This is a genomic window from Thermodesulfobacteriota bacterium, from assembly GCA_040756475.1.
In the GTDB taxonomy this organism is placed as follows: domain Bacteria; phylum Desulfobacterota; class Deferrisomatia; order Deferrisomatales; family JACRMM01; genus JBFLZB01.
The window spans coordinates 1-25151 of sequence record JBFLZB010000031.1; the positions used below are offsets into that span (position 1 = coordinate 1).

A 25151-nucleotide genomic window follows, 5' to 3' on the forward strand; every position below is an offset into this window, starting at 1 on the left:
CTGCGGGAGGGCGGGCAGACTCGCGACGTGCCGGTCCGGGCCGTCTCCGACCCGGCGGCCGCCGGGCCCGCGGACCTCGTGCTCGTGATGGTGAAGGCCCCCCACACGGCCTCGGCGGCGGGCTCCCTGGGTCCGCTCCTGGGGCCCCGCACCGCGGTCCTCACCCTCCAGAACGGCCTGGGGGCCGCGGACGTGCTCGCCCGGGCCCTGGGGGCGGAGCGCCTCCTGGTGGGGGTCACCGCCCAGGGGGCGACGCTCCTCTCCCCCGGCGAGGTCCGCCACGGGGGCACCGGCGAGACGCTGCTCGGACCCTTCGGCCCTCAAAGCCCCGACCCGGAGCCCTTCGCCGCGGCCCTCTCCGGCGCCGGGCTTCCTGCCCGGGCCGTGGCCGACCCCTGGCCCGCCGTGTGGCGCAAGCTCGCGGTGAACTGCGGCATCAACGCGGTGGCCGCCCTCACGGGGCACCGCAACGGCCGGATCCCCGAGATCCCGGAGGCCGCCGCAGTGCTCTCCGACGCGGTGCGCGAGGCGGCGGCCGTGGCCCGCGCCGCCGGGGTCAACCTAGGGGACCCCACGGCCCTGGTCGAGGCGGTCCTCGCCGTAGCCCGGGCCACCGGCGCCAACCGCGCCAGCATGGGCCAGGACGTGGACGCCCGGCGCCCCACCGAGATCGACTTCATCAACGGCGCCGTGGTCCGGGAGGGAGAGCGCCGCGCCGTCCCCACCCCCGTCAACCGCACTCTGACCCGGCTCGTGAAAGCCCTGGAAGCGGGGTTTCGGGGTTAGTGTCGGGTTGAAGGCCCCCTGACATCAACCCTCTCCCCCGCTCGGGGGAGAGGGGGTGCGGATCGGAGCCCCGCGGCTCCCACGGTGCTTCCCCCCTCCTGATTTGCGCGTAGTTGCCCCCGATCCCGAGGGGCACCGCACCGGCTACTTCCTTGAGGTTGCGCAGGATCGCCCCAAAGCTCCCCCTTCCGGACCGCAGGGGGCGGCTTCGGTCGTGGACAGGGGGCGGGCCGTCGAGGGTGACCTTTGCCGAGGCGAGGCCCAGGGGCCGGAGCTCCTCCACCACCTGTCGGGTAAGGAGCGAGCCGTTGGTCACGAGGGTGAAGCGGAACCGGGCTCCCCGGGCAGCGGCGCCCGCCTGGAGCGCCCGGGTGATGCGGCGGAGCAGGGGCAGGTAGAGGAGCGGCTCTCCGCCGTAGAAGTCCACCGTGAGGAGCTTCTTGCCGGGGCGGAGCCGCCCGAGGAGGAAGTCGCACAGCCGTTCGGCGGTGGCCTCTTCCATGGCTCCGGCCCGGCCCAGGGGCTTCTCGTAGCAGTAGGGACAGGCGAAGTTGCAGGCGAGGCCGAGGAAGACCGCAGCGGTCACCCCGGGATCGGCCAGGTTCACGGCTTCCAGGTAGCCGAGCACCCGGCGGCGCTCTGCTTCGGCGTCGGCCACGAGGATGCCGGCCCGCGCCAGGGGCTCAGCCGCCGCTTCCGGAACCTCTCCGCCCCGGAGACGCCGCCACAGGTCCTGCGACACCCGCACCGGCGCTCCCTTGCGCGTGGCGAAGAGGAGGCAGCGATCCGGTCGGCCCGGATCCGGAAGCGGCACCACGTAAGGGGATAGGACCACCGCCGAGCGCTAGCTCGATACGGAATGACGCACGGCCCGATGTGCCTGCGCTTCCGTCACGTTTCCGGCCCGGTCTTGAACGCCGAGGGACCGGTCGAACAGCAGGCAGCCGCCTGGGCTACCTCCTCCACCTCCAGCCCTTCCTCCAGAATTTCGACCACGTCCTCTCCCATGTCGTTCCTCCTTCTGGCAAGGGTCGCCATCACCTCCGAATGTGAGGTGGATCGGCAGGTGCTCTGGAAAACCGGAGAGAGACTGGAACCTCCCCACGAGATTGCCGCCTGCTGCGCTGATCGCTCTCGTGTCAGAAACGCACGCGGGCCCCGGCTTCGACCCACCGGCCGGTGGTCTCCCGATCGGTGTCGGTCTCCTGATCCCCGTCGAAGAGGTTGTGCACGGTGAGGAAGAGGTCGGTCTCGATGCGCGAAAGGAAGACGAACGTCTTGGAGGCGTTTAGGTCCCAGAGGAAGTCATTGTGCCTTCCTTCCTCGAAACCCGGCCCAAGGTCCCACCACACGTAGTGGCCGAACAACTGGGCCCTCCAGGATGCCGCCCGGTAGTGGAGCCCCAGGTTGACCTGGTGCTGGTCCTGCTCTCCCCCCACCCCCGACTTCTCGATGCGCACGAACGCAAATCCGGCCTGGCTGGACAAGCCGCGCCAGGCGGCGGTCTCCGCTTCGGCCTCGAAGCCGGTGCGCCAGACCCGGCCTCGATTCACGAAGATGAGGTTCCCGGGGGTAATGGGGGACTCATCGAGCTCCATGGAATCCTTCGCTTCGTGCCGAAAGACCGTGGCCTTCAACCAGGCGAAGCCGGACATCGCGGTCTCGGCGCCGGCCTGATAGGACCAGATCTGTTCGGGATCCAGGTCGGGATTGGGGTCGAGAGCCAGGCCTCCACCGGACAGGGCGGCCAAGGGGGGGCTCGCAAAGCCGCGAGCGACGGAGGCCCGAACCACCGTGCCGGGGGCCGCCCGCCAGGCAGCGCCCAGGCTGGGGCTGGTGAACGAACCGGACCGGGTGCTGTCGTCGAAGCGGACGCCCGGGGTGACCGCCACCGGCCCGAGGCGAATCGTGTCGTTGAAGTACACCCCCCAGAGGTCGATGGTGGGGTCTACCCGAAAGCCGCCGCCGTCCAGGAACTCGCCAAAGCGGTCGCTCACCGTGAGCTCGCCTCGGCGGTAGTCCGCCCCCAGCACCAGCGCATGGCGGCCCACCGCCCAGGCCAGCCGCCCCTGGACTCCATACTGGGTCTCGTCATTGACCCTTTCCAGGAGGAACTCGCCTTCGGGCGCCCACGTGCCGTCACCCCAGGCCAGCTGGCCCTGACGGTAATCGCGGCGAAAAGCAGAAACGTGCAGGCTGGCGTCGTTGGCAAGCTGAGCATCGGCAGCGACCCTCCCAAAGGCGGAACGAAACTCGTCCCGAGCGAGGACACCGTTGCTTTCGAGCCGCCCCAGATCCACCTCGGGTTCCGTGTAGGCGCCGCTCACGGTCAGGTGCGCCCGGGGCCCAAGCTGAGCCTGGACCTTACCAAACCCGTTTCGGGACTCGAAGCCCCCCGTCTTGGGCCAATCCGCCCGCTGCCGTTGACCCTGGAAGTAGTACCCCGTGGGGCCGAGCCCCCCGGCCACCTCCGCCCGGCCGTCGAAGGCGTCGCGCTCTCCGTAGGACGCCGCGACTTCCCCCGAGGGCACGGCCGAGCCTCCCGCTCTCTTGGTGAACACATTGATGACCCCGCCCAGCGACGAGCCCCAGGAGGAGGATGCAGGACCCTTGATGATCTCGATCCGCTCGATGATGCCGACGGGGATCGCCTCGACGGCCGATCCGCCATTGAGGGCGTTCCAGGGGACGCCGTCCACGACCACGGTCACATGGCGCTCGTCCAGGAGAGGTGGGCGGCTGCCCCCCGACCCCTGGATGTGGGGCAGCACGATGGTTCCGAAGTGAACACCGAAGGGCTGCACGAACACCCCCGTAACCCGGTTTAGCACCTCCGCCAGGGTGTGGGCGTTCATGTCGCGGATCTCGGCGGCGGTGACCACCGCCACGTTCTCGGCCACCTGGGAGAGGGGCTTGGGGCTGCGGGTGGCCGACTCCACGAGCTCGTCGCCGGAGAAGTAGAGGTGCTCGAAGGGGTCGCCGGGCGCGGCGAAAGCAGGCGCCGGGAGGCACAGGAGGGCGAAGAGACAGGCGGCGCGCAGGGAGCGCAAAGGCGTCACGGGGTCCTCCTGGCAAGGAAGGGAACGTTCCGTCGGGGGCAGTTCCCCGGCAACACGGGCGGGAAACTTAACAGACTTCCGGGGCCGGAATCAATCCAAACCGAGAGATGCAATAGGCGGCTCGTCTGCCGCGGTACCCCCAGGGCAGGCGTGGGGCACGTGGACACGCGGTCCAAATCGAAATCGATATCGAAATCGACGTCGAGTCCGATCGCGATTTCGATGTCGATTTGGAAGGGAAGCCGCAACGGGGAGCCGTTCGTCACTTGCCTGTGGCCCGGGGTTCGCGAGGGTACCTACAGCTTCCGTGCGCACTCGGCGCAGCAGCCGTGGGAGACCTGGACCCCCGCCTTGCGCACCAGGTACTCCTCCAGGGGCATCCAGGGGCCGGAGCCGGGTTCGACGCCGGCGTCGTCGCGGATGCGGCGGCAGCCGGCGCACACCGGGAGGATGTCTTCGTAGAGCTTGAGCTTGCGGCGCAGGTCGCGCTTCTCGGCGCAGCGGGCCACCCGCAGGAGGAGCTCGTCGTAGTCGAAGGGCTTGGCCAGGTAGTCCTCGGCCCCCAGCCGCAGGGCGTCGATGGCCGAGTCCACGTCGCAGTACCCCGAGACGATGACCACGCAGGCGTCGGGGTCGCGCTCCTTGGCCTCCCGGAGCACCGCGACGCCCCCCACCTCCTCCATCACGAGGTCCGTGACCACCACGTCGAAGCGCTCCCTCCGAAGCCTCTCCACGGCCTCGGCCCCGCTCTCCAGGGCCGTCACCTCGTACCCCGCGGCGGCGAGCACCCGGGCCAGCGTGCGCAGGGCCAGGGGCTCGTCGTCCACCAGGAGGATCTTCTTTCGCGTCACGGCTGGCTCGCTCCCTCGATGGGCAGGGTGACGGTGAAGGCCGCGCCCCTGCCGGGCTCGCTTGCGACCTCGATCCGGCCCCCGTGGCGCCGGACGATGCCGTAGGAGACCGAGAGGCCCAGGCCGGTGCCCTTGACCGCCGGCTTGGTGGTGAAGAAGGGGTCGAAGATCCGCTCCCGGTGCTCCGGAAGGATGCCCCGGCCTGTGTCCTCCACCCGCAGCGCCACCTCGGCGCCCCGCCGCTCGGCCCGGACGCGGACGGTCCCCCCCTCGTCCCCCACGGCGTCCCCCGCGTTGGTGAGCAGGTTCAAGACCACCTGCTTGAGCTGATCTTCTACCCCACGCACGGGGGGTACGTCATGGGCGAAATCGACCTCCACCGCGATCTTCTTCCGGCCGAACTCCTTGGCGCACAGCAGCACCATGGCATCCACGGCGCGCCGCAGGTCCACGGGCTCGGCGCGCCCGGAGGAGGGCCGGCTGAAGCTCTGGAGGTCGCGCACCAGCCGGCGCAGGCGGTCGCATTCCGCCACGGCCATCTCGGCGAGCTCCCGGTCCTCGGTGCCCAGGGCGGGGGAGGCCAGAAGCCCCCGGAGCACGTTTCGGATGCCGAAGACCGGGTTGTTGAACTCGTGGGCCACCGAGGCAGCCAGGCGGCCTGTGGCGCTGAGCTTTTCAGCATGGACAAGCTGGCGGTAGGTCTCTTCGAGCTGGGCCGTGCGCTCGGCCACCCGCTCCTCCAGGCGGTCCCGGGCCTCCCGGAGCTCGGCGGTGCGGGCCTCGACCCGCTGCTCCAGGTCCTGGCGCAGGGACTGAAGGTCCCCGAAGGCCCGGTCGAGGGACTCCACCAAGCCCGAGTAGGCGCCCCGGAGCAGGCTCACGTCGTCTCGGGGCTCGCTCACCGGAACCCCCCGGGCCCGCACGGTCTCGGTGAGCTCCCGCAGGGGCCGGGTGGCCGCCCGGATGAGCCGGTGGGCCACCGCCGCCCCCAGGAGGAGGAAGACGATCCCCGCCAGGGCGGTTCGCACCAGGATCTGGTGCATACCCTCGCGCACCGGCGCCTTGGAGAAGCGCACGGCGGCGTACCCCACCACGGCCCCCGGGGGCTCGGGCTCCGGCGGGTAGTAGAGCGCGTCCTCGGACCCGGGGGGAACGGCCGTGAGCACCGGCGCCCAGAAGGTGAACGAATCCGGGCCCTCGAGGCGCCCGGGACGCTCCGGGGGATCCAGGACCGACGCGGGTTTCGGACCCAGGCCGCAGGCCGCCTCGGCTGCCTCGGCCCGGCCCACCCGGGCCAGGAGCCCCCCGCTCCGGTCCAGGGCGCAGGCCTCCAGCACGTAGTCGTGGAGCAGGGCCTCCGCCAGCTCCCGGCGCAGCCCGGCGCGGTCTTCCGCGAAGAGGGCCAGGCGAGCGCCCTGGGAAACGAGGGCCGCTACCACCTGGCCGGCGTCCTGCGCATGGTACAGAAGGAGACTGCGCTGGGCCTGCACCGCGAGGGCCCCCAGGCAGACCGTGAGGGCCGTCAGGAGCGCCGCGACGGACAGCGAGATGCGAAGCCCCAGATCGGGGCCGGCCCGGAGGCCCAGTGGTTTCATGCTACTCTAGCCACTCGAAGTGCAGGGAAGCCGGGCGGACCAGCTCGAGGCCGAGTTTGGCCGCCACGGCGCGGTTTGCGGTCACCGACAGAAGAACCGGCGCCTCGGGAACGGCCCTCCGGGGGGACTCCCCGGCCAGGAGGCGCCGGGCGAGCCGCGCGGCCTGGGCGGCCATGCCCCCGGGCTCGGCGGCAATGGTCAGGGTCGCCCCCCGCTCCGCGTAGGGCCGGGAGAAGGCCAGCACCGGGACGCGGTGACGCTGGGAAATCTGGACGAAGGAGGCCGTCCCATCGGGGGTAGCAACGGTGAGGTCGGGCAGGAGCCACAGCAGGTCCACCCGGCCGGCGAGCTCGCCCAGGCGGGAGGGCACCTCGCGGCTCTCCCCCACGGGGAGGGCCGTGAGCTCGAGCCCCGCCTCCCGGGCGGCCGCCCGAGCCTGGTCCACCAGAGCGCCGGTGCGTTGGGGATCGTAGACGAGGCCCACCCGGCGCAGGTTGGGGAGGATCGTGCGCAGGACCGCCAGGGTGGCGGCCGGGGCGACGTCGAGGTCGACGCCGGTCACGTCGGGCCGGGCCCGCACCTCGGGGGGCACCCCGGGAGCCAGAAGATGGAGGAGCGGCGTGGGGGGGCGCTGGGGCAGTTCGGCGGCGGCCAGGAGCGCGCTGCGCCCGAGGGCCAGGACCAGCGCGGGCCGCCGGTCCCGAAGGGCACGGGCCAGCCCCTGGGGGCCGGCTTCCGTGAGGACGAGCTCGGTGTAGGTGTGGGGCTCGATGGCCTTGGGCCCGGCGGCCGGCAGGCGCGAGAGCTGGGTGCGGAACTCCGCCAGGGCCTGCTCGTAGGGGGGCAGCCGGGCGCTGAGCACGGCGAGGATCTCGGCGGCCCGGGCGGGCACCGCCGACAGCGCGAGGACCGCGAGGGCGCAGACCAGCAGGCGCAGCGCCCGAAGGGCGCTCGCCCCCGCGAGCCCGTGCCCCTGCCTCCCTGCGGTCTTGCGCTGCGCCATCCGTCCCCCGCCGCCGTTTCTCCGCCTCACCCGGGCAATTCAGGTCCCCCGGAACCGCGAACCCTCTGGGCTTCCGGACTCGCGGCGCTCCTCCCAAACCCTCGAAGCGACGCTCCTCCTCCTGCCATTCCTCGATCGGGATCGGGATCGATTTCGATTTCGATAGCGATTTCGATTTCGATAGCGATCCCGATAGCGATAGCGATTTTCTTGGGGACTCTGGGCTGCCCTGGGGGGGGACCGCGGACCCGCCCTCCCCTCCTCAGCGAAGCTCCGCCGCGAGCGCGTGGGCAGCCCGCTCGTAGGCGTCGAGGAGGGCGGCCATCTCCTCGTCGCCGTGGGCGGCCGAGAGGGCCCCGCCCCCGTGCACGGCGAAGACTCCCTGGTTGAGCAGCGCGATCCGAAGCTCCCGGTCCTTGACCTCGGAGCGGGTCTTGGCAGCCACGTCCGCGGAGCTCTCGAGGAGGCCGTCGTCGCCCCGCAGGACGTGGGTCATGACGAGGCTGCCTGCGCCGGTGCACGCGGCCGGGAGACCTGCCGCCCGGAAGCGCTCCTCGATGCCCCGGCGCAGCGCCTCGCCCCGGCGCTCCAGTGTGGTGTAGAACCCCTCGCCGGCCCGGGAGAGGGCTTCCAGGGTAGCCAGGCTCGCGGCCATGGAGAGGGGGTTGCAGGAAAAGGTTCCCCCGCCCACCAGCACCGGGCGATCCGGGAGAGGGGCCTGGCCCGGTTGGGGATACGCCTGGGGGTTGGCGACCTCGAGGATCTCCCGCCGGCCGCCGTACACCCCCAGCGGAAGCCCGCCGCCGGCGATCTTCCCCAGGGTGGTGAGGTCGGGCCGCACGCCGTAATGGTCGGCCAGGGTACCGTAGCGAAAGCGGAAGCCCGTGATGATCTCGTCGAAGATGAGGACCGCCCCCTCCTCGTCGCACACCTCGCGAAGCGCCGTCAGGTACTCGGGCCGGGCGGGCAGGAAGCCCCCGGCGCCCAGGAGGGGCTCCACGATGATCCCCGCGAGCTCCCCCCGGTGGCGCTCCGCCACCCGGAGAGCCCCTTCCACGTGGTTGAAGGGGATGACGTCGACCCCCTGCTCCCGGGGGGCCCGCTGGCCCGGGCCCTCCGGACCCAGGAAGGGCGCGCTCCCCGCGTAGGAGAGGTCGGTGGAGGCCCCGTGCCACCCCCCCTCCGCCTTGAGGATCCACGGGCGCCCCGTGAAGCCCCGGGCCAGGCGCACGGCGTACATGGCGGCCTCGGTGCCGGTGGTGCAAAAGCGCATCTCCTCCAGGGAGGGGGAGGCGTCCCGGAGGCGCTCGGCGAGCGCGATCTGGAGCTGGGAGGGCATGCCCCAGTGCCACCCCCCCTCCAGGGTGCGCGCCAGGGCTTCCCGCACCTCGGGGAAGGCGTGCCCGAAGATCAGGGCGTAGTGCCCCATCCACAGGTCCAGGTAGGTATTGCCGTCCACGTCGGTGAACCGGGCCCCCGCCGCCCGGGCCGGGTACACGGGATGGGGCCGAAACGCCCGGACGTTGTGGCAGATGCCCCCCGGAAAGAGCTCCGAGGCCCTCCGGTGCAAGGCCTCGGATGTGGGGGTGAGGCGACGGTAGGTCTCGAAGAGGTTCATGGGTGGTCCGTTGCGGGTTGCGCGTTGCTCGTTGGAGAAGAAGCCGGGGGGGTTCTCGCGAGTTGCGTTCGCGATCAACCGACCCACGCGAGTGTACTACAACGTGCAACCCGCCACGCGCAACGCGCCCATCCTCATCCCCACCGCCACAGGGAGATGATGATCAGCACGCCCAGGGCGACGAAGAGGTTGACGTAGGCCATCACGTAGAAGACGCGCACCACGGGCTCGCTGGCCCGGTCGCCCTCCTCCCCCTGTGCGGGGTGCGCGGGGAAGCCATCGAGCTTCTCGGCACCGTGGGGGGCTCCGGCCAGGGCCTCTTCCAGGTCCTGCCCGGCCTGGTGGCGGCGAAAGTGGCTTCCGTCTTTCCAGCGCGGGCTCTTGGTGACGTCGTAGATCCGGTCGCCCACCTTGACCCAGGAGGGCCGGCCTTCGCGCCCGTCATTGGCCTGCCACCCCGCCCGAAGCTTCTTCAACCTGGGACTGATGACGAGGGTGGCGACCGCGGCCGACGCCACCAGGAAGAGGAACAGCCCGATCTTGACCAGGAGGAGCTGCCCCGACGCGCTCGCGATGAGGTTGGCGGGGGTCTGGAAGCGCAGTTTCGTCAGGGGCACCCCGGTTGCCGCCAGGAGGAGCACCGACGCCCAGGCGATGCGCATCTCGGTGCGGGGCAGCCCTCCCAAGGCATACTTGGGCCGCAGCACCACGTGCACGTAGAAGATGGTGCCGAACCACATCACGGCGGTGGTCAGGTGCACGAAACCGAGAAAAAAGCGAAGCACCTTGGTTCCGGCGGAGAGCGAGCGCACCCGCACGGTCTCCGGGATCGGCCACTGGCCTCCCCCTGCGGCAAAGGCCTCGCCCAGGGGAGTCAGGGGGCCCCCGCCGGAGGGGTCTCGGTGGCACGCGTCGCAGTCCTGGCCCGTGCGGTCGGCGTACTCGTCCGTGGCGGAGGAGACGCCGGCCCCGGCAGACAGCAGGAGGGCGCAGACGAGCAGCGCGAAGAGGAGCGGCGGGAGCCTTCCCATGATGCCTCCGTCGAGAATGACCGCCGACTTGTAGCACTTGGACGTTCCGGTCGCAACCGTGGGCCGGTTTACGCATCCCGAGGCGCCGTGGTAGCTTGCCGGCATGTCCCGCTTTCCCCGAGGAGGCGCCATGAGCTATGCCGATCTGACCCTCGACCGCGACGGCGAAGTGGCCGTCCTCACCCTGAACCGCCCCGCCAAGCGCAACTCCCTCTCGCTCCACCTGATGGAGGAAGTCCTGGCCGCCCTGGCCGAGGTGGGGGCTGACCCGGGGGTGGGGGCGCTGGTCATCCGGGGCGCTGGGCCAGCTTTTTGCGCCGGACACGACCTGGGGGAGATGACCGGGCGCGACCTTCCAGCCTACCGCCGCATCTTCGACACCTGCACCCGGATGATGGACGCCGTGCAGGCGCTTCCCCAGCCGGTGATCGCCCAGGTGCACGGCATCGCCACAGCCGCGGGGTGCCAGCTCGTGGCCACCTGCGACCTCGCGGTAGCCGAGGAGGGGGCCCGGTTTGCCACCCCCGGCGTGAAGATCGGCCTCTTCTGCTCCACCCCCATGGTCCCCCTGACACGGGCCGTGGGGCGCAAGAAGGCCCTGGAGATGCTGCTCACCGGCGAGTATCTCGACGCCCACGAGGCCCGGGCCTTCGGCCTGGTGAACAAGGTGGTCTCCCCCGCGGCCCTGGCCGACGACACCCTGGCCCTGGCCCGCAAGGTCGCGGCCGCGAGCCCGCTGGTGCTCGGCCTCGGCAAGCAGGCCTTCTACGCCCAGGCCGACCAGCCCCAGCCCCAGGCCTACGCCTACGCCAAGGAGGTGATGAGCCTCAACGCCCTGGCCGCCGACGCCCAGGAAGGCATCTGCGCCTTCCTGGAGAAGCGAAAGCCCGAGTGGAAGGGGCGGTGATCCCCGGCCGCCTTCGGCGCTGGAAGCCCGCCGCCCGGGCCCGCACCCAGGTCTTCCTGGCGGCGGCGCTCTGGACCGGGGTGGGGGCGGGGCTCACCGGGGCGGGGGTGGTCTGGTCGCTCCGGGCGCCGGCCCTGTGGCCCGCGGCCATTCTGGCGGCTGCCCTGCTCCTGGGGTTCTTCAAGGGGCGGTTCGCCCTGGAGGCGACGGCCCGCCGGATCGCCCGCCGAATTGCCGTGCGGGGCGACGGTACCTGTCTGGGGGGGTTCCTCTCGTGGAAGACGTGGCTCTTCGTCCTCGCCATGATGGGCCTGGGCGTGATCCTGCGGCGCAGCGAGGTGCCTCGGGCTATGCTCGGGCTCCTCTACTGCTCGGTGGGAGTGGCGCTCCTGTGGGGCAGCCGCGTCTTCTGGGCCGAGTGGAGGGCCGCGCGGTGAGGGTCCTGGCGGGCCTTCTGCTTGCGGTCCTCCTCGCCGCTGCTTCGCAGGCGGCCGACGTGCCCCTCCTCGCCATGCCCCACGGAAAGGCCCTCGTGGTGGAGGCCACCTTCGAACGGTAGGTTCCCCGACGGCGCGGCCTACGGGCCCAGCGCCGCCAAGAAGCACCGAACCGAGACGAAGCCCGTGGTGCGGTCCTCGGGAAACGGAGGAAACGGCCGGTCGGTGTCGGCCTCCACGAGGGTTTGGAACGGGAGGTCCGCGCGCGGGCCCAGGGGCAGCCACCCGGAAGGACCCAGGGCGCGGTCCTGGAAGACGGCCTCCCCGCCCGGGTAGGCGTCGCCCAGGGGGCCCGCCGCCACCTCGCAGGTGCCGGTGGAGCGGAGAACCAGGGCAAACCGCTCCCCGGCCTCGAAAAACGGCGTGCCGGGTATGGCGATGGTGCGAAAGCCCACCTCCGGCGGCGGGGGCGGCAGGCTCGCCGCGGGGAGGGACTGGGAGGCCACCGCGGCACCCGAGGGCAGGCCGGCGCTCACCTCCTGCACCTGGAGGGTGAGGGTGCCCGAGAGGCATCCCACGGGCAGCCGCACGGCCGAGAGGCGGGCGGAAACCCCCGCGGTGACCGTCTGGGACAGCACCTGGTTCGTTGGGCCGCCCACCACGAAGGGGAGCGCGCTGCGGTCCGTCACGGGCTGGGACTGGTCCACGACGGCGGCAGCCGCCGCAGCCGCGACGGCCACGAGCAGGGCGGCCGCCGCCAGCCGAACGTGCACCCCACGGCATCCCCTCTGCCGCGTCCTCACCGGTCCTCCAGACCGCCCCACGCGGCCAGGTTTTCCTCGATGAACCGGACCACCGCCGCCTGGGTGCCCTTGTCTTCCGGGGGCAGGGGAGCCCCGAACCGGAAGCGCACCGGCAGGGAAGGGTCCACACGGCCGAAGTCCTTGAGCCAGCGCCCGCTGCCCCAGGCATCGGTGCGCAGCGCCAGGGGCACCACCGGCACCCCGGCCCGGGCGGCGAGCTTGACCCCAATGGAGTTGAACTGCGCCGGATCGAAGGCCGGGGAACGAATCCCTTGCGGGAAGATGATGATCGAGATCCCCCGGGAGAGCCGGTCCCGTCCCCCGTCGAGCACGGCCCGCAGGTCCTCCCGGGGGTTGTCCCGGCCCACCGCGATGGGGTCCCGCGAGCGCAGGACGGGCCCGAACACCGGGTAGCGCAGCAGGGTGTCCTTGACCACGAAGGTGACCGGGCGCACCGGCTGGAGAATGGAGGGGAGGACGAAGGTCTCCAGGGTGCTCATGTGGTTGCCCACGAACACGGCCGGGCCGCCGAGCCCGCGCACGTGGTCCATCCCCTCCACCGTGAGTCGCATGCCCACCGCTTCCATCGCCCGTACGATTCCCAGACTCGCCCGTACCCAGGCCTCGGCGTCGTACGCCCCCCGAACCGCCTGGCGTCCGGAGCGCAGCACGATCCGGAGCACCGGCGGGTAGAAGGCGAGCTCGGGCCACGGCGACAGCCGCGCCAGGAGCGAGCGCGGGCGGTCTGGCGGGGTCCGATAGGTGTCGTGGTCGGCCAGGGCCATGCGGGTGGTCCCGGGGAGGGTTGCGGGAAGCGGCAGGCAGTATACACCAACGAGGCTGCGCCCCAGACCATCCAGGCGTGTCATCCCCTACCCCGTACCCAATCTCTCACGCGCGCTCCTCCCGGGACATGGTGCGAAAGAACCACCCGGCGGTGAGCAGGGTCGCCGCCAGCCGGCCCGGCGGCGAGGTGACCACCGGCGAGCCCCAGCGGTCGTAGCGCTCCAGCCAGGGGGTGGGGCCTTGGCCGGGCTCGAACCCCTTTCTCCGGTTTCGCCGGCAGTCCAGGGCAAAGGCGAGCTGCCAGGCGTTGGCGGCCACGTAGCCGCCGGTGCCCCACCAGTACCCCAGGAACCGCCGCCAGCCCTGGGCGCGGCTCGCCCGATGGGCGAGGCGGGCAAACGGGCCGAGCTCCAGGCGCCCGGTGCCGGCCTGGTCCCGATAGGCCTGCGCAGCCCCTTCGAAGAAGCCCGGCAAGCCGATGGCGTCGAAGTTCTTGAGGAGCGCGTTCAGGGTCTGGCGTGCCCCCAGCCCCTCGGCCTCGAGACGCCGGGCCGAGGTCACCAGGCGCCCCGGCAGGGTCACCCACGCCCCCGTGGCGAAGACGCGGCGGGCAAGACGGGCGTCCTCCAGGTAGGGGAGCGACTCGTCGAACCCGCCCAGCTCGTCGAAGTACGCCCGCGAGAGCCAGAACCCCTGGTCCCCGTTCACGCACTCCGGGCGTCCGAGGAGGGTCTTGGCCTCGTAGAAGTAGTAGCCGGCTTGCGTGCGGGGCGTGCCCGGGAGAGCGCGGGCGAAGCGCAGCCCGAAGTGACCCGCCACCCGCCCGCTGCCCCGGCGGGTGCGGGCGGCCTGCATGTGGGCCCGGCCCTCCGCCAGGAGCCGGTGGTCCTCGATTCTGGTATCCGCGTGGAGGAAGAGGAGGTCCGGGGCCCGGGCGGCCGCAGCCCCCGCGTTGAGCTGGCGGCCCCGGCCCGGGGGCGCGGCGAGAACCCGGACGGGGAGGCCGCGGGAGGCAAAGGCCGCCGCAGCGCCCGGCGTGCCGTCCGCGCTCCCCCCGTCCGCCACGATCACCTCCAGGCACACCCCTTCCTGGCCGGCGAGATCGGCCAGGAGGGTGGGCAGGGTCCCCGCCTCGTTGCGGGTGGGAACGACGAGCGAGAGCTCGGGAACCGGGGCGGACACGGCGCGAGGCAAAGGGCCGAAGGGCTCAGCCCCGGGACCGGGGTTCCGCTCGGACCATGAGGAAGAAGATGAGGCCGAGCACCAGGAGCGATCCCAGGAGCAGGGCAAAGGTGATCGGGTCCGGATGGTCCAGGGCGGCGATGAAGAGCTTGCGGATGAACGCCACCAGCGCGAGCTCCAGGAAGAGCCGCACGTGGAACGACCCGCCGCGCAGGTGCTCGATCTCGGCCTGGAGGAGCTCGATCATCATCCACAGGATCAAGAGCGACCCTAGGGCCTGGATGACGCCGCGCTCCAGGTTGGTGCCGAAGGCGTGAACGACGTCGGAGACGAAGAGGCTCAGGACCCCGGCGGCCATGGCCAGGAGCCCCACCATGAGGAGCAGGTTGAGCCCGTGGAGGAGGCGCTCGGCCCACCGGACCAGGGCCGTCTCGAAGCGCTTGGAGAGGAAGACGTTCTTGAGCTCCTCCTCCCGATAGGAGCTGGTGAGCACGTCCAGGTGGATGTCGAGCACCTTGTCCAGGGTGCCGAGCAGCGCTTCCCGCTCGCTGCGGTCGGGGGCCTGGGCCACGACCTGGCGGCGCCCGAAGTCCCGCACGAAGTGCATGGCGGCGTTCACGAAGTGCCCCGGCAGGCCGATCTTCACGTGCACCTTGCCGATGCGCTCGAGCCGGCGCAGGAGCCGGTTGTCGTAGGGCTGGGAGAGCAGATCGCCGAGCCATCCCTTGATGGTGGCCTTGCGCCGCTCCACGGCCTGGGGGGTCTGGAAAAAGCGCGCGGTCTGGGGCTCCGCCGCCAGGTAGTCGTAGAACTCCTCCGCCAGCGTGTCCGCCAGGGGAAGCAGAAGCTGCGCCAGCCGCGGCAGGTTCTCCTCGTCGTCGGGTCCGAACCGGTAGTGCCTGAGGATGTCCTTCATCGTCTCCATCGGATGCTCCCCTGCCCAGGACCCCACCGTGGCCGTAGGTTGCCGCCGACCCGGATTCTAGCGGCATCGGCGCGTCGGGGCCAGCCCGGCGCCGGGAAGACCGCGGCGCAAGAGAAACGGGCCGACCCGAAGGTCGGCCCGCTCTCATCTGCGTTTCCTGACCCCGGGGAGGCGGCCGAGACCGACTCCGAAGGGGCACGGTGGCGCTAGATCACGGGCACGTCCCGCCGGTAGCCCAGACAGAGACCTCCTGGTACTGGGCGGCCGTGGTGCTCCGCGACCCGTCGTGGCGGGGCCACTGGGAGTTGGTGCAGGAGACCCTGCTCGAGTAGTCATCGTGACAGTTCTGACAGGTGGTATCGAGGATGGCCGGCCGGGTCGGTGTTACCACGGGGCAGCCGTCCGCGCCGTCGCCGGCCACGTCCGGGCAGGCATCCAGGTCATCGGTCACACCGTCGCCGTCCGTGTCCACCGGCGGCAGGGGACAGCCGTCGGCCGTCGCTGCCGCTACGTCCGGACAGGCGTCCAGATCGTCGGGCACACCGTCGCCGTCGGAGTCGATCGGGGGCAGCGGGCAGCCGTCCGCACCGGCTCCGGCCACGTCCGGGCACGCATCCAGGTCGTCGGTCACACCGTCGCCGTCGGAGTCCGTGGGCGTCGGTAGCGGACACCCGTCGGTACCTTCGCCGGCCACGTCCGGGCACGCATCCAGGTCGTCGGGCACGCCGTCGCCGTCGGTGTCGGTCGGCGGCGACAGGGGGCAGCCGTCAGCCCCCTCACCGGCCACGTCCGGGCAGGCGTCCAAGGCGTCGGATACGCCGTCTCCGTCCGTATCGGTGGGAATGACCGGGTTCTTCAGGTAAGCGGAGAGGTCGGCTGCGTTGGGCGCCAGCTCGGGGAAAGCCGGCATGTCGTCGTCACCTTCCCGGAGGACATCGGCCATCTCGGCCACCGAAGTTTCTTCCAGCCCGTTCGGGTGGCAGCCGGCGCAGTAGACCTCCCACAGCTCGGCGCCCACCGCGGCGTCCCCCGGCCCCATACCGTCGTCGTCCGAGTCGTCATCGTCGTCATCACCATCGTCGTCCCCCTTCGGCGGCTTCACCTTCCGCGGGTCCTTGAGCCGGACCGTGCGACTCTTGGGGTCTATGACGATCTGGCCCAGGTCCAAGACCAGGACGCCCGGTTCCACGCTGAACCGGCTCTGTTCCTTCCTTCCATAGACCATGGCGCCCAGGAGCCCCTCGGCGTCGGCGAAGATGAGGACGTAGTCGCGGCCCCAGGGCAGCTCGAGGGAAAACGACTCGGTCACTCCCAGCGCCTCGTCCACCTTGTTCCCGTGGTGGTCCACGGCTGCCACGTCCAGGGGGGTGAGTTCCTGGTTTCGGGTTCTCTTGGCGGCGGTGCTGCTCTCGATCCCGGCGGTTACCCTGGCCACCCCGCGGGTGGAGGGGGAATCGCCGGCGTCGGCCCCGCTCCCCCCGTCGGAACTGCAACCGAACACCCCGGCCACGAGGCCGGCCAGCGCAAGTCCTACGAAAACCCTGTGTCTGAAGCTTCTCATGTTCCGTGCCTCCCTCTGTCCGAAAGGACCCTGGCCGGCTCGCCGGCGGGGTCGGTTGGGGAACGCGGGGAGAGCAGAGCAACAAGCGGGCCGGGGGCCCCCTTCACGCCGGACGGGACGACTTTCGGCTGTCACGCCAAGTGGTTGCGAAGAGTCTCGCCAAGGGCGAAGGCCGCAGGAGAAGCCCCTGGGTGTCACGGAAGGGAGACAGGGGAGGGATCGTTCTGAAGGCGTTAGCGGTGACCGGCCTCAGCAGACGGCACCGCGAGCTCTCCAGACGCGCAGCGGGGGCCGCTTCGGGGCCGGTTTCCGGCGGCGTCGCGGACTGACGACAGTGACGCCGCGCGAGCCGTCAGGAGTGGCAGTTGCCAAGTCACGACAGTCCCTCCCTGCGCAGCACCTCGAGTGCCTCTTCCAGGGTCGCCGTTGCGTCCGGCTGGGAGGGGATCTGCCGCAGGGCGGGCAGGGTCTGTACTCCGGGCTCCTCCCAGGCCGCGGCAGCCCGGAGATAGATCTCCCAGTCCGCGTCCGAGGGCCCCCCCCGGCGGCGGCCGAGCCGGCGGCGCACGTCGTCGGCACCGGCCTCGCAGAGCAGCAGCATCCCGGGGACGCCCCACGCCCGGGCCCGGTCCAGGAGCTCGCGGCGCCGGCCGTCCTCCCGGAAGCTCGCGTCCACCAGGGCCCTCCCCCCCCGGGCGAGGATCTCCTCGGCCCGCCCCAGGCACGCGGCGTAGGTGCGCTCGTTCCACTCGGGCGTGTAGAGCCCTTCTCCGAAGGCGGCCCCCGCCGGGGCTTCGGCCGACAGGCCGGCCAGCTCCTTGCGCACCCGGTCGGCGACGACGACCTCGAACCCGGCCCGCTGCGCCAGGCCTCGGGCCAGGGTGGACTTGCCGGCTCCGGGCAGGCCGCCCACCCCCAGGAGGCAGGGCCGGCTGGGCGGGGCTTCGAGGGTGCCCAGGCCCAGGAGCCAATGGGCCCGTGCGTTCTTGCGGGCCGCTTCCCGGTCCTTCGCGGGCACCTCGCCCTCCCGAGCCCGCACGCCCTCCACCTTGGCCCGCACCGCGGCCCGGTAGGCCTCGTAGAGGGGGAAGAGCGCCGCTCCCTCCGGGTCTCCCGCCGCTTCGGCGTAGGCCTCCCGAAACCGGGCCGCCAGGTCGCGCCGGCCCCGAAAGGCCAGGTCCATGGAGAGGAACGCCGCGTCGGCCACGGGGTCGGCGTACCGGAACCGCTCGCTGAACTCGATGCAGTCCACCACGGCCAGATCGTCCGGGGTGGGCCGCTGGGGAAAGACGTAGACGTGGTCCAGGTGCAGGTCGCCGTGGGTGTCCCGGGCCGTGCCCCGGGCGGCACGGCCCTCCACGAGCTCCCGCCGCTCCCCCAGGGCCGCCTCGGTCAGGGCCCGAAAGCGCGAGAATGCCTGGGCCGTCACCGTACCGCCTACCTGGGCCTCGGACTGCTCGAAGTTCTCCCGGGCGTTGCGGGCCACGATCTCCCAGCACGCCAGGGCGTCCACGTGGGGACCCGCTTCGGCGCGCCGGTGGAACGCGGCCACCCGGGCGGCGACGGCGGCCAGGAGCTCCCCCGTGACCTCCCCCCGTCCCAGTCGGGAGGCCAAGGTGGCCTCCGGGAGCAGGCGCTCCATCCACACCGCCCACTCCACCACCTCGCCCTCCCCCCCCACCGCCAGCCGCCCCCCGTGCAGAGCGACCGGCACTACTCCAAGGTACACCGAGGGGGCGAGCCGGCGGTTCAGGCGCACCTCCTCCAGGCAGAAGTGGCGCCGGCGCCCCAGGGTCGTGAAGTTGAGAAACCCCAGATCCAGGGGCTTCTTCACCTTGTAGGCATAGGGCCCGGCGAGGAAGACCGCCGAGATGTGGGTGTGGTGCACCTCGACCGGGCCGCAAGGGTGGGGATAGGCCTCAGGCTGGGAGAGGAGGTCGAGCAGGCAGGCCGGGTCCACGGGTTCCTCCGGTGCGGGGCACCGCCCGAGCCTACCCGCCGGCACCCCGGCGTCAAGGCGGGCTACCCGCCGAGGCAGCTCTTTCCCACCAGGAGCACGGTGAGCACGAGGACCATGCCGAGGAAGATGGCTCCCCACACGTGGCCGAGCTTCTCGGCGGTGGTGAGGGGGCGGGCGGTCCGGAGGCGGGGCTTGCCGGGCATGGGAGCTCCGAGGTCGAGAGGGGGTCCGCTCCGGGAGACGCGCGGCTCAGCGCTTTCCCCGGGCGTCGCGGCAGGCCTCGCTGCAAAAGTACTCTCCGGCCGCGTTGCGCAGGGCCGTGGTCTTGGGCACGTACACGCCGCACACCGGGTCCTGGACGAGCTCTCCCCCGTCGAGGCGGCCCCCCGAGGGCGTTGGGCCCGACGGGGCCGGGCGGGACGCCGGCAGGAAGCCCCGGATCAGACGATAGAAGAGCCACAGTAGCGCCCCATAGAGCAGGAGCCGGAAGATTCCCATCAGCACCGCGCTCCTTCGAGGTCGTCGGCCCACGCGGGACGGCCCGCGCATCGCACGTCGGGCATCGGCCCGAGGGCTTCGCGCAGCTCGGCCACCGTGCGCCCCAGGCGCGGGTGCACGGCTCCGGGGGCGATCTCCGCCAGGGGTACGAGCACGAACCCCCGCTCGTGCATGCGGGGATGGGGCACCTCGAGCCCCTGGGCCTCGACCACCCGGTCGCCGTAGAGCACCAAGTCCAGATCCACGGTGCGGGGGCCCCAGCGCTGCTCCCGCGTGCGGCCCAGGCTCGACTCGATGCGCAGAAGCTCGTCCAGGAGGGCGCTCGGGGAGAGCGTCGTCTCCACCTCCAGGGCGCCGTTGACGAACTCCGGCTGCTCGGTCACCCCCACGGGTGCGGTGCGGTAGAGGGACGACACCCGGACGATCCGCGTGCCTTCGAGAGCCCCCACCGCCCCGAGCGCCCGGCGCAGGTTGGCCTCCACGTCTCCCAGATTGCCGCCGAAGGCGATGTGGGCCCGGGGCATCTGCCGCAGGGCTCCTCAGATCCCCAGGAGGTCGGTCATGCCGTAGAAGCCCCTGGGCTGGGCGGGGAGCCACAGGGCGGCGCGCAGCGCCCCCCGCGCGAAGGTCTCGCGGCTCGATGCCCGGTGGGTGAGCTCGATGCGCTCTCCCAGGCCCCCGAAGAGCACCGTGTGGTCCCCCACCACGTCGCCCGCCCGCACGGCGTGCAGGCCGATCTCCCGGGGCTTGCGCTCCCCCACGAGCCCTTCCCGGCCGTGGACCGCGTCGGCGGCGAGGTCGCGTCCCAGGGCCCCGGCCGCGGCCTCGGCCAGGGCAAGCGCCGTACCAGAGGGAGCGTCCTTCTTGAAGCGGTGGTGGGTCTCCACGATCTCCACGTCGTAGGCTTCCCCCAGGAGCCGGGCCACCTCCGTCACGACCTGGAGGAGCACGTTGACCCCCACGCTCATGTTGGGGGCCTGGAAGATCCGCGCCTCAGCGCCCCGGCTGCGCACGAGCTCGCGCTCCTGGGGGCTGAAGCCCGTGGAGCCGATGACGATGGCCTTGCCGGCCCGGCACACGGCGTCCAGGTGCGCGAGGGACGCCGCGGCGCTCGTGAAGTCGATGACCACGTCGGCGGAAGGCAGGGCCTCGGAGAGCACGGAGGTCACCGGCACCCCCAGGGGGCCGATGCCGGCCACCTCCCCCGCATCTCGCCCTAGCGCCGGGTGGCCCGGCCGCTCCAGGGCGGCAGCCAGGGCGAGGCCCCCGGTCTCCTGGAGGAGGCGGACGAGCTGGGTGCCCATCCGGCCCGCCGCGCCGGTAACGGCGGCCCGGATCACGGCCTGCCCCCCAGGAGCCCGTAGTCCCGCAGGACGGCGGCGAGCTTGGCGGCGTTGCCCTCCTGGAGAGGAGACAGGGGCAGCCGCAGCTCCGGGCCGATGCGGCCGAGCAGCGCCAGGGCCGCCTTCACGGGGATGGGGTTGGTCTCGAGGAAGAGGGCCCGGGCCACGGGCATGGTGCGGTAGTGGAGCTCCCGGGCGCGGGCCAGGTCGCCCGCCGCGAAGGCGCTCACCATGGCAGCCACGTCTGCCGGGACGACGTTGGAGAGCACCGAGATGACCCCCTGGCCCCCCAGGGCGAGCAGCGGCAGCACCGTGAAGTCGTCCCCCGAGAGCACGGCGAGGCGGTCGCCGCACTTCTCCAGCACGTCGCTCACCTGCTTGAGGTCGCCGGTGGCCTCCTTGATCCCCACCACCTCCGGGAGCTCCGCCAGGCGGGCCACGGTCTCGGGCAGGAGGTTCACCCCCGTGCGCCCCGGCACGTTGTACAGCACGAGTGGAAACCTGGCTTCTTCGGCAACGGCCCTATAATGCCGGTAGAGGCCCTCCTGGGTGGGCTTGTTGTAGTAGGGCGTGATGAGGAGCGCCCCGTCGGCACCCGCCTCCTTGGCGTGGCGGGTGAGGCGCACGGCTTCGGCGGTGGAGTTGGACCCCGTGCCGGCAATCACGGCGACCCGTCCCTGGGCCTCCTCCACCGCGATGTCGATGACCCGGTTGTGCTCCTCGTGGCTCAGGGTGGCCGACTCCCCCGTGGTGCCACAGGGCACCACCCCGCTCACCCCCTGCTCGATCTGCCAGTCGATGAGTTGCCGGTAGGCGTCTTCGTCCACCCGGCCGTCGCGAAACGGGGTGACCAGGGCGGTAATCGTGCCGCGAAACATCTTCTCCTCCTGGCAGGGCGTTACTTCGGGGTCGAACGGCCCGTTTCGGGTCCGGCTGGAGGGGGTCTCCCGCTGGACTGGGCTCCGCAGCCCGGGCGGGCGCATCCTAGCAACGGAACCCGGCCCCGTCAAAAGCTGGAACCCCCCCGCGACGTAGGCTATAAGGGCCCTTGGCCTGCGCCGGGAACGAACGAGGGGAGGCCGGCGGCCTCCCCTCGGGTTCGAATCGGGAGCGGGGTCAGGCGCTGGCGCTGGGGCACGAGGCGCACGCGGACTTGGAGCCGCTGGCGCCGCAGGACGGGGCGGCATCGCCCTTGGGCTTGTCCGAGCCCGACTTGCGGGCATAGTCCGTCGCGTACCACCCGGAACCCTTCAGGACGAAGGAGCTCTGGGAAATGAGCTTCTCCACCGGGCCGGCGCACTTGGGGCACGCCGCCAGCGGCGTGTCGGTGATCTTCTGGGTGACCTCGAATGCGTCGTGGCAGCTTCGGCACTGGTACTCATAGATGGGCATGGGATCTCACCTCCGTCGGATAGACCTCCCCCTTCCGGGGAGGGACGCGATTATATAACACCGGAGGTTTCGTGAGGCAACCGGAAGGTGCGGCCATGGGGAAGGGCGAGGAAGGGCAGCCTGCCCACATCACCGGCGAGGGGGTGACCCTGGGCGGGAGCCTGGTCAACCTCGTCCTCGTCCTGGTCAAGGTGGCGGCCGGGGTCCTGGGCCATAGCGCGGCCCTGGTGGCCGACGCGCTCCACTCCCTCTCGGATCTCGCCAGCGACATCGTGGTGCTCCTGGGGTACCGGGTGGGCCGAAAGCCCGAGGACTCGACCCATCCCTACGGCCACGGCAAGGTGGAAACTCTCTCCACGGCTCTCGTGGGGGGTCTCCTGGTCGCGGTGGGACTGGCCATGGGCGCCGGCGCCCTGCGCTCGCTGACCGCGGCGGACCCCCTCCCCCTGCCCGGGCGGGTTGCCCTCTGGGCCGCGGGGCTCTCCATCCTCGCCAAGGAGCTCCTCTACCGGTGGACCGCCCGGGTGGCCCGCAGCGAGGACAGCCGGCTCCTCCTGGCCAACGCCTGGCACCACCGCTCCGACGCCCTCTCCTCGGTAGCGGCCCTGGTGGGCGTTGCGGGAGCCCGCTGGGGCGCCCCCTGGATGGACCCGGCGGCGGCGCTCTTGGTGTGCTTCTTCGTGGTCAAGGTAGGGTGGGATCTGGGGTGGCAGGCCGTCCGAGAGCTCGTGGACACCGCTCCCGATCAGGGGCTGTTGGAGCGCCTGGGGGCCGTGGTGTCCGGGGTGCAGGGGGTGAGGAGCCATCACGGGCTGCGCGCCCGGCGCCTGGGCAAGGACATCCTGGTGGACGTGGACATCGAGGTCGACCCCGAGCTCAACGTGGTCCAGGGCCACGACCTGGCCCGGGCCGTGCGGGAGGCGCTGCTCAAGAAGGTCCGGGGCGTACGCGACGCCATGGTGCACGTGGAGCCCCTGGGCGCCCGGGAAGGGGGCCTCTACGCACCCTCCGCCCGAGAGGGCGTGGCGGAGTCCGCAGAGGAGCTCGCCCGCCGGACCCCGGGCGTGCTCGGCGTCCACGGCACCCGCATCGTCCCCCTGGAGACCGGCTACCTCCTGAACATGGACGTCGAGGTGGACCCCGACCTCACCATCCGCGACGCCCACGCCATCGCCCACCGCCTCAAGGAAGCCGTGCGCGTCCTCCCCGGCATCGCCGACGCCGTGGTCCACGTGGACGTGCATGGGGAATAGATGCGGGCGACCGGGAAGGCGGTGGTACTCGACGTGGGGCACCAGAGCTGCTACTCAGCCATTGAGTATGCTTACTCAGTGGCTGAGTATTTCTTTGTACCGCGCGCCGAGGCCCGTATAATGGCGTCATGACCGCAATCGACCGGGCCGTTACCGACCGCCTCTGGAACCGCCTGACCAGCCCCCCCGAGCTCATTCAGGTGCTCGTGGGACCGCGACAGGTGGGGAAGACGACCGCCGCCCGCGCCATCGAGGCGCGCTGGGATGGGCCGGTGCGATATGCGGCAGCCGATCTTCCGCTGCCTCCGGGGCCCGAGTGGATCGAGACCCAGTGGCAGCTCGCCCGGACCCACATCGGCGACCGCCCGGTCCTGCTCGTTCTGGATGAGGTCCAGAAGGTCTCCGGCTGGAGCGAGGTGGTCAAGGCGTACTGGGATGCCGATCGGGCCGCCGAGAGGTCGCTCAAGGTCCTGTTGCTCGGCTCGTCAGCGCTCCTGCTCGCCCGCGGGACGACCGAGAGCCTTGCAGGACGCTTCTTCCTGCACCGATGCCCCCATTGGACCTTTCCCGAGTGCCGGGCGGCGTTCGGCTGGGACCTGGACCGGTGGCTCTACTTCGGCGGCTACCCTGGCGCGGCGAAGCTCGCCGACGACGAAGAGGCGTGGCAGGCCTATGTACGCGACTCCCTGATCGAGGCCGTCCTCGCGCGGGACGTGCTGGCCCTACAGCCGGTCGCGAAGCCGGCGCTCCTTCGCCACCTGTTCGCCCTGGCAGCCCGGTTTCCCGCTCAGATCCTCTCCTACAACAAGATGCTCGGCCAGCTCCAGGACGCCGGCAACACTACCACGCTCGCTCACTACCTGCGGCTCCTCGAAACCGCGTACCTCATCACCGGCCTCGAGCGGTTCTCCGCCGGCGAGGCGCGCAGCCGAGGCTCGAGCCCCAAGCTGGTTCTCTGGAACAACGCCCTCGTCTCCGCCCTCGGCCACCGGAGCTTTGCATCGGCCAGAGGAAATTCGGCGGCGTGGGGACGGCTCGTGGAGAACGCGGTGGGGGCACACCTGGTGAGCCAGTTGCAGGGCCTGGCCCACGAGGTCACCTACTGGCGCCACGCCAACGACGAGGTCGACTACGTGGTGCGGTCGGGAGAGACCCTGTGGGCCCTCGAAGTCAAGAGCGGCCGCCCCGATCGCCCCCCCGGCATGGCCGCCTTCCGACGCCGCCACCCCGCCGCCCTGCCCCTCGTCGTCGGCTCGGGGGGAATGTCCCTGGAAGAGTTCTTCAGCGAGGACCCGCGCCACTTCCTGCAGCCATAACCCTGCCCGCTCGCACTCCCAGAGACACCGAGTGGCGCCCGTAGAAGCCTACCCCGTCACTCCTGCCCCCGCCCCGCTTCCCGCGCGACGCGCAGGGTGAGGAAGGCCAGGACGGCTACGGCGACGGCCAGGGCGAGCCACAGCAGCGCCCGCTGGGGGCCGCCGCCCGCCCCGAGGCGGGCCCGGGCGCGGTACTCCGGGTTTGCAGCCACCGGCCCGGGGAAGGCGAGCGCGCTGTCGAGGGCCAGTACCAGGTCCCGCGTCCGGCCGAGCTCGTACTTCGGCGGGTCGGCGTCGGGGTTTCCGAGGAGGAGCGCGTAGGCCCCCGCGGGGGCGGCGACGAAGAGCTCCGGGGAGGGGAAGCGGGCGGCGGCCCGCAGCAGGAGCACCGCGGCCCCCCGCACGCCCATCCACTGCTCCCAGTGGACTCGGGCCCGAGGGGGCGGGGCGGGAACCGATGGCGGGATCGGGAGGGGCAGCGGTTGGGCTGGCTTGGGGGGAGGTGGCACCGGGGGGGGAGCCTGGGCCGGGGCCGAGAGCCGAGTCTCGGACCGGACGAAGGGGGGCGGGGGGGCCTCGTCCTGCGCGCGGGCGGCCGGAGTCTCTGGTTCTCCGGCGGGACGGGTGGTGGCCGCCGCAAACTCCGCCAAGCGCCGTTCCAGGCTCCGCGTCCGGACTCGAAACTCGGCCTCGATCTGCTCGAGCTTCGCCTCCAGCCATTCGAGCCGCCGCCGATTCGCCCGATGACCGGTGAGAGCCAGCCCGGCCAACACCGCCGGAGCCACCAGGAGGACGACCGCCAGAAGGATGATCAACCCGTCCATGCCATGCGCTCCGTTTGCAGA

26 protein-coding genes are annotated in these 25151 nt (G+C 71.8%); 6 read left to right on the forward strand and 20 right to left on the reverse strand.

Annotated elements, in window-relative coordinates:
* The coding region (locus tag AB1578_06620; protein ID MEW6487572.1) for a 2-dehydropantoate 2-reductase at nucleotides 1–786 on the forward strand (786 nt) is incomplete at its 5' end.
* On the opposite strand, the gene AB1578_06625 is transcribed toward AB1578_06620, so the two are convergent.
* The 7 genes from AB1578_06625 to AB1578_06655 form a co-directional block, all read right to left on the reverse strand.
* Nucleotides 731–1534 carry a radical SAM protein gene (locus AB1578_06625; GenBank protein MEW6487573.1) on the reverse strand — a complete coding sequence of 268 codons (804 nt, stop codon included), beginning with the start codon at nucleotides 1532–1534 and terminating at the stop codon, nucleotides 731–733. The genes AB1578_06620 and AB1578_06625 overlap by 56 nt on opposite strands.
* A gap of 391 nt (nucleotides 1535–1925) precedes the next feature.
* Nucleotides 1926–3845, reverse strand: coding sequence for a TonB-dependent receptor (locus tag AB1578_06630; protein ID MEW6487574.1), 1920 nt, complete (start codon nucleotides 3843–3845; stop codon nucleotides 1926–1928).
* Nucleotides 3846–4141: 296 nt separating this feature from the next.
* Entirely contained in the window at nucleotides 4142–4696 is a 555-nt protein-coding gene (locus AB1578_06635) for a response regulator (GenBank protein MEW6487575.1), read from the reverse strand.
* Nucleotides 4693–6291, reverse strand: a complete 1599-nt coding sequence (locus tag AB1578_06640) for an ATP-binding protein (GenBank protein ID MEW6487576.1) — start codon at nucleotides 6289–6291, stop codon at nucleotides 4693–4695. The genes AB1578_06635 and AB1578_06640 overlap by 4 nt, the downstream gene beginning before the upstream one ends.
* A 1-nt stretch (nucleotide 6292) precedes the next feature.
* Nucleotides 6293–7294, reverse strand: coding sequence for an ABC transporter substrate binding protein (locus tag AB1578_06645; protein ID MEW6487577.1), 1002 nt, complete (start codon nucleotides 7292–7294; stop codon nucleotides 6293–6295).
* A 262-nt stretch (nucleotides 7295–7556) separates the two neighbouring features.
* A complete protein-coding gene (locus AB1578_06650; protein MEW6487578.1) occupies nucleotides 7557–8912 on the reverse strand; it encodes an aspartate aminotransferase family protein in 1356 nt (451 codons plus the stop codon).
* Between the two features lie 134 nt (nucleotides 8913–9046).
* Nucleotides 9047–10048 (reverse strand): CopD family protein, encoded by a 1002-nt coding sequence (locus tag AB1578_06655; GenBank protein ID MEW6487579.1) that lies wholly within the window; start codon nucleotides 10046–10048, stop codon nucleotides 9047–9049.
* 25 nt (nucleotides 10049–10073) lie between these two features.
* Between AB1578_06655 and AB1578_06660 the strand changes: the two genes are divergently transcribed.
* Genes AB1578_06660 through AB1578_06670 form a run of 3 tightly spaced genes read left to right on the forward strand, consistent with a single transcriptional unit; the run spans nucleotide 10074 to nucleotide 11409 of the window.
* The gene (locus tag AB1578_06660; GenBank protein ID MEW6487580.1) at nucleotides 10074–10850 is read left to right on the forward strand and encodes an enoyl-CoA hydratase; all 777 of its coding nucleotides are present in this window, start codon (nucleotides 10074–10076) and stop codon (nucleotides 10848–10850) included.
* A complete protein-coding gene (locus tag AB1578_06665; protein ID MEW6487581.1) occupies nucleotides 10847–11287 on the forward strand; it encodes a hypothetical protein in 441 nt (146 codons plus the stop codon). Before AB1578_06660 ends, AB1578_06665 begins: the two co-directional genes overlap by 4 nt.
* Complete coding sequence (locus AB1578_06670) at nucleotides 11284–11409, forward strand: hypothetical protein (GenBank protein ID MEW6487582.1); 126 nt, start codon at nucleotides 11284–11286, stop codon at nucleotides 11407–11409. The genes AB1578_06665 and AB1578_06670 overlap by 4 nt, the downstream gene beginning before the upstream one ends.
* Nucleotides 11410–11427: 18 nt before the next feature.
* Here the strand turns inward: AB1578_06670 and AB1578_06675 are convergent, their stop codons facing one another.
* From AB1578_06675 to AB1578_06730, 12 genes are all read right to left on the reverse strand, one after another.
* The gene (locus AB1578_06675) at nucleotides 11428–12060 is read right to left on the reverse strand and encodes a hypothetical protein (protein MEW6487583.1); all 633 of its coding nucleotides are present in this window, start codon (nucleotides 12058–12060) and stop codon (nucleotides 11428–11430) included.
* A 26-nt stretch (nucleotides 12061–12086) separates the two neighbouring features.
* On the reverse strand, nucleotides 12087–12959 hold the full coding sequence (locus AB1578_06680; GenBank protein ID MEW6487584.1) for a lysophospholipid acyltransferase family protein: 873 nt from the start codon (nucleotides 12957–12959) through the stop codon (nucleotides 12087–12089).
* A 22-nt stretch (nucleotides 12960–12981) separates the two neighbouring features.
* Nucleotides 12982–14058, reverse strand: coding sequence for a glycosyltransferase (locus AB1578_06685; protein ID MEW6487585.1), 1077 nt, complete (start codon nucleotides 14056–14058; stop codon nucleotides 12982–12984).
* A 25-nt stretch (nucleotides 14059–14083) separates the two neighbouring features.
* Nucleotides 14084–14983: a protoglobin domain-containing protein gene (locus tag AB1578_06690; GenBank protein MEW6487586.1), complete on the reverse strand. Its 900-nt coding sequence runs from the start codon at nucleotides 14981–14983 to the stop codon at nucleotides 14084–14086.
* Between the two features lie 211 nt (nucleotides 14984–15194).
* Entirely contained in the window at nucleotides 15195–16544 is a 1350-nt protein-coding gene (locus AB1578_06695) for a thrombospondin type 3 repeat-containing protein (GenBank protein MEW6487587.1), read from the reverse strand.
* 373 nt (nucleotides 16545–16917) lie between these two features.
* Nucleotides 16918–18504 (reverse strand): AAA family ATPase, encoded by a 1587-nt coding sequence (locus AB1578_06700; GenBank protein ID MEW6487588.1) that lies wholly within the window; start codon nucleotides 18502–18504, stop codon nucleotides 16918–16920.
* A 62-nt stretch (nucleotides 18505–18566) separates the two neighbouring features.
* Entirely contained in the window at nucleotides 18567–18707 is a 141-nt protein-coding gene (locus AB1578_06705; protein ID MEW6487589.1) for a hypothetical protein, read from the reverse strand.
* 46 nt (nucleotides 18708–18753) lie between these two features.
* Nucleotides 18754–19002, reverse strand: a complete 249-nt coding sequence (locus AB1578_06710) for a hypothetical protein (GenBank protein ID MEW6487590.1) — start codon at nucleotides 19000–19002, stop codon at nucleotides 18754–18756.
* Nucleotides 19002–19526, reverse strand: a complete 525-nt coding sequence (gene folK / locus AB1578_06715; GenBank protein MEW6487591.1) for a 2-amino-4-hydroxy-6-hydroxymethyldihydropteridine diphosphokinase — start codon at nucleotides 19524–19526, stop codon at nucleotides 19002–19004. Before folK ends, AB1578_06710 begins: the two co-directional genes overlap by 1 nt.
* A 15-nt stretch (nucleotides 19527–19541) precedes the next feature.
* Nucleotides 19542–20342 (reverse strand): 4-hydroxy-tetrahydrodipicolinate reductase, encoded by an 801-nt coding sequence (gene dapB, locus AB1578_06720; protein MEW6487592.1) that lies wholly within the window; start codon nucleotides 20340–20342, stop codon nucleotides 19542–19544.
* Nucleotides 20339–21223, reverse strand: coding sequence for a 4-hydroxy-tetrahydrodipicolinate synthase (gene dapA / locus AB1578_06725; GenBank protein MEW6487593.1), 885 nt, complete (start codon nucleotides 21221–21223; stop codon nucleotides 20339–20341). Before dapA ends, dapB begins: the two co-directional genes overlap by 4 nt.
* Before the next feature lie 238 nt (nucleotides 21224–21461).
* Nucleotides 21462–21737 (reverse strand): FmdB family zinc ribbon protein, encoded by a 276-nt coding sequence (locus tag AB1578_06730; GenBank protein ID MEW6487594.1) that lies wholly within the window; start codon nucleotides 21735–21737, stop codon nucleotides 21462–21464.
* A gap of 71 nt (nucleotides 21738–21808) precedes the next feature.
* Between AB1578_06730 and AB1578_06735 the strand changes: the two genes are divergently transcribed.
* Nucleotides 21809–22990, forward strand: a complete 1182-nt coding sequence (locus AB1578_06735; GenBank protein MEW6487595.1) for a cation-efflux pump — start codon at nucleotides 21809–21811, stop codon at nucleotides 22988–22990.
* Nucleotides 22991–23118: 128 nt separating this feature from the next.
* On the forward strand, nucleotides 23119–24306 hold the full coding sequence (locus AB1578_06740) for an AAA family ATPase (GenBank protein ID MEW6487596.1): 1188 nt from the start codon (nucleotides 23119–23121) through the stop codon (nucleotides 24304–24306).
* 56 nt (nucleotides 24307–24362) lie between these two features.
* On the opposite strand, the gene AB1578_06745 is transcribed toward AB1578_06740, so the two are convergent.
* Nucleotides 24363–25130: a hypothetical protein gene (locus tag AB1578_06745; GenBank protein ID MEW6487597.1), complete on the reverse strand. Its 768-nt coding sequence runs from the start codon at nucleotides 25128–25130 to the stop codon at nucleotides 24363–24365.
* Nucleotides 25131–25151 lie beyond the last annotated feature (21 nt).